The following is a 3,565-nucleotide window of genomic DNA, read 5'->3' as shown; positions in this document are numbered from 1 at the left end:
CTTTCAATCAGCCATAGAAAAATTGCTCGCCGTACAGCCTGCGCGGCAAACTTTTCAGATCGATTTTGAGAGGAAGATCGCTGAGAGCGCGGATTGCGCCAGAACAAGGTTCAACAAGCAAGATCGATACTTGCAACATAGAGCCTGTGGGTTTGTAGACAAGGCGCAGCGTGAAAATAATTCTTTTTCTCCAAGGATAGGTCGGGTTCGGCAGCGGTTTTTTCCACCCGGCTTGCTCGTGGCTTGGCCGCCGTGGGTTACGCCGGCGAAGCTGCCAATCTCCCCAGGTGGGGATATGACTGGCCGGGCAGAGGGGCGCCAAAGGGTCGCGACGATCGACGGACGGCGGCAACAGGCAGTTGACCCGGCCGCCCATACGCTCGATAGCTCCGCGCGAACGCTACCGAGAAACTCCCGATGACGACCGACGCCAACCTCAACGACGTGGCCGCAAGCGATCAGCGCGCCGCCGATCCATCCTGGCAGGACGATGTCCGCGCCGGCGTGCGCCATGTGCGCGATCTCGCCGCGCTGCCGCTGTCGCGCGCCGAGCGCGCGGCCGCTCAGGAAGCCGCGGCGAACCACAAGGTGCGCATTCCAAGACCCTATCTCGACCTGATCGACTGGAACGACCCGAGGGATCCGATCCGCGCGCAGGTCATCCCGTCGCCGGAAGAGCTGGTCGAGGCGGAAGGCGAGCTCGACGATCCGATCGCCGACCATGCCTACAGCCCGGTGCCGAGGCTGACGCACCGCCATGCCGATCGGGTGCTTTTGTTCCCGACCTATCAATGCGCCGTCTATTGCCGCTTCTGCTTTCGCAAGGAGTCGCTGACATCGATCGGACGTGGCTACACAAGCGAGGCGCTGGAGCCGGCGCTGGCCTATATCGCCGAGCACGAAGAGATCCGCGAGGTGATCCTGACCGGCGGCGACCCGCTGTCGCTGCCCGACAAGGCGCTCAGCGAAATCCGCGCCCGCGTCGAGGCGATCCCGCATGTGCGGCTGTTGCGCATCCACACCCGCGTGCCCGTCGCGCTGCCCTCGCGCATCACATCAGAGCTGGTCGCCGCCCTGCAGGGTCGGCTGATGGTGACGGTGGTCACCCACTTCAACCATGCGCGGGAGATCACCGACGCCACCGAAGCGGCCTGCCGCACCTTGAGGCAGGCGGGCTTCGTGCTGCTCAACCAGAGCGTTTTGCTGAAAGGCGTCAACGACAGTGTCGAGGTGCTGGAGGAACTCTGCCGGGAGCTGATGTACCGGCTTGGCGTGAAGCCCTATTACCTCCACCATGGCGACCTGGCACGCGGCATGGCGCACCGCCGCACCACGATCGCGGAAGGCCAGGCGCTGGTGAGCGCGCTGCGCCAGCGCCTCTCGGGCATCTGCAATCCCACCTATGTCATCGACCTGCCGGAAGGCGGCGGCAAGGTACCGCTGGCATCGTGCGCGATCGAGGGCCGGGACGGGGAGGCGTGGCGCATCCGCGGGCAGGATGGCATGGTCAGGGCCTATCGGGAGGTTGTGGGGTAGCCAACCTTCGAGGGCTTGGTTCCCGTCATCTCCCAAGCCAGGTTACGGCCGCCCGCCTTGCGGCGAGGGCCCCCTTCGCGTCTCGTTGGAACCAGCCACACGGCTCCGCATTTCTATCAGCGGGGGCTAAAGGGAGCGTGGCGTGAAAGCTCTGTTGGGAATTCTGGGCGGCTTCGGTCTGACGCTGACGGTTTTCGCCAGCGGACTGGCCTTCGCCACCTGGCTGCTGGCCGCCAAGCCGGTCGGCACGGTCTCCCCGAGCCAAAGCGTGGCCGAGCTCTGGACCAGGAACGCCGAGCCGGTGGGCGCGGCCAAGCAGGCTCTCGAGCGTGTTGCCGCCCGTCCGGTTCCGGCCGATCCCAAGCCTGCCGATGCCGCGAAACCCGAGATCGGGCCCGAGGTGACCGCCTCGATCGAGCCGCAGGCTGGCGACGGGCAGGGCGAGGCGTTGGCCGCCGGCGAGGATAGCGCGCAGGCCGCGGAACTGCCGGCCGCCCATCTCGAATGGTGCGCGAGCCGCTACCGCTCCTATCGTCCTGACGACAACAGTTACAGGTCCTACAGCGGCGAGCAGCGGCGCTGCATCTCGCCCTATCTCGATGCGGGCGGCGCCGATGAGGGCTACGTCAAGGTGCGGGACAGCTCGGTGGAGGCCGCCTCGATTTATGGCAGCACCTATCAGGGCTGGCCGGACGAGGAAGCGTGGGGCGAGGGCGCCTCAGGCGGGGTTTCCGCCGACCATGTCGACTATTGCTTCAGCCGCTATCGCTCCTACCGGCCGGAAGACAACAGCTACCAGCCCTATGACGGCGGCCCGCGCCGGCAGTGCGAGTAGCCAGTGAGCCCACTGCCTGATCGACCGAGACAGTGATCTGCACCCGTCGACGCAACCCGTTGCAAACATTCGGCTATGAAAGTGCAGTCCAAACCACACTCTCAAGATCGGGAGAGTAGCGGGCGATGATAGCCTCCTGATCATTTTCCTGCGTGAGAATTACCTGCTTCTCAATAGCGTCACCGAGCAATCGCATAAAACCTTCAAGCTGCTCTACCTCGGGTATTCCGCTGACTTGCCTTGGATCGAAGTCGAACTCAATTTCGACGGTGCTGAAGAAGTGACATGCAAGCTGGATTGGCCCGACGTAAAAAGACAGTAAGCTGGCTGTTTCGCTTTCCAGGGCCGCTTCGACCCCCAATAGCATCGACTCGATGTTGCCGGAGACACTGAAATTAGCAGGCGGGCTCCATTCGCGGAGGATGTCCCAGACGCGCTGCCAATCCGCCTCAGACGTGTTCAGAACGTAGATGTCTCGCCATGATCCGTCCCAGGCGAAATCCGATGCTACCTGTTCCCACTTCATGCATGAACCACTCTCGATGACCGCGGTTCTAGCATGGCACACGCCATGAGTGCTTTCCACAAATCCCAAGTCCGCTTTCCACCTATCCGGCCATTCCGCATTGTGAGTTCACGGCCCAAGTGTTTAGTCCAGCACCTTCGCGTCGATCTCCTCGATGCTCCGCGTCCCGGTCAGCGCCATGGTGGCGGATAGCTCCTTGCGCAGGATCTTGATGGCGGTCGCGCCGCCGGCGCCGAGGCCATAGATTCAGGCCCGTCCGACCAGACAGCCACGGGCGCCGAGCGCCAGCGACCCCAGATAGTCGCTCTCCCCCACTTTCGGGGGGGTGCAGCCTCACTCCCCCGCGATAAACTTCCCCGGATTCATCACATTAGCCGGATCGATCATCCCCTTGATCGCCCTCGCCAGCGCCTGCTTGACCGGATCGGCGTGGCGCTCATAGGCGTCGCGCTTGTCGAGGCCGACGCCGTGCTCGGCCGAGAACGAGCCGCCGCTTGCCTGCAAGCCCTCATAGAGCACGTCCTCGATCGCCTCGTGCAGCGCGTGCGAAACCGGCCCGTCGGTGTTGATCGAGATGTGCAGGTTACCGTCGGCGAGATGACCGAACACATAAGGCGCGTAAGTCGCGGCGATGCGCTTCAGCCCGGTTTCGATGCGCTGGACATAGG

At 63.8% G+C, this 3,565-nt stretch carries 6 protein-coding genes; 2 read left to right on the top strand and 4 right to left on the bottom strand.

Annotated features, from left to right (window positions below):
- Positions 1-7 precede the first annotated feature (7 nt).
- On the bottom strand, positions 8-376 hold the full coding sequence (locus EOA33_RS28325; RefSeq protein ID WP_127407141.1) for a hypothetical protein: 369 nt from the start codon (positions 374-376) through the stop codon (positions 8-10).
- 41 nt (positions 377-417) lie between these two features.
- Between EOA33_RS28325 and EOA33_RS28320 the strand changes: the two genes are divergently transcribed.
- Together EOA33_RS28320 and EOA33_RS28315 are read left to right on the top strand one after the other, a co-directional pair.
- Entirely contained in the window at positions 418-1,536 is a 1,119-nt protein-coding gene (locus EOA33_RS28320) for a KamA family radical SAM protein (RefSeq protein WP_127407140.1), read from the top strand.
- A gap of 142 nt (positions 1,537-1,678) precedes the next feature.
- Positions 1,679-2,371: a BA14K family protein gene (locus EOA33_RS28315; protein ID WP_126055429.1), complete on the top strand. Its 693-nt coding sequence runs from the start codon at positions 1,679-1,681 to the stop codon at positions 2,369-2,371.
- Between the two features lie 73 nt (positions 2,372-2,444).
- Here EOA33_RS28315 and EOA33_RS28310 read toward each other — a convergent pair whose 3' ends face one another.
- From EOA33_RS28310 to EOA33_RS28300, 3 genes are all read right to left on the bottom strand, one after another.
- A complete protein-coding gene (locus EOA33_RS28310; protein WP_126055428.1) occupies positions 2,445-2,897 on the bottom strand; it encodes a hypothetical protein in 453 nt (150 codons plus the stop codon).
- Positions 2,898-3,020: 123 nt separating this feature from the next.
- On the bottom strand, positions 3,021-3,143 hold the full coding sequence (locus EOA33_RS40905; protein ID WP_281033564.1) for an alpha-hydroxy-acid oxidizing protein: 123 nt from the start codon (positions 3,141-3,143) through the stop codon (positions 3,021-3,023).
- 87 nt (positions 3,144-3,230) lie between these two features.
- A partial coding sequence (locus EOA33_RS28300; protein WP_281033563.1) for an FAD-linked oxidase C-terminal domain-containing protein occupies positions 3,231-3,565 on the bottom strand: 335 nt, incomplete at its 5' end.

Origin of the sequence: Mesorhizobium sp. M4A.F.Ca.ET.050.02.1.1 (assembly GCF_003997725.1) — a bacterium.
GTDB lineage: Bacteria > Pseudomonadota > Alphaproteobacteria > Rhizobiales > Rhizobiaceae > Mesorhizobium.
Note: the sequence above shows the minus strand (reverse complement) of the source record. Positions and strands in the feature narration are given on the sequence as shown.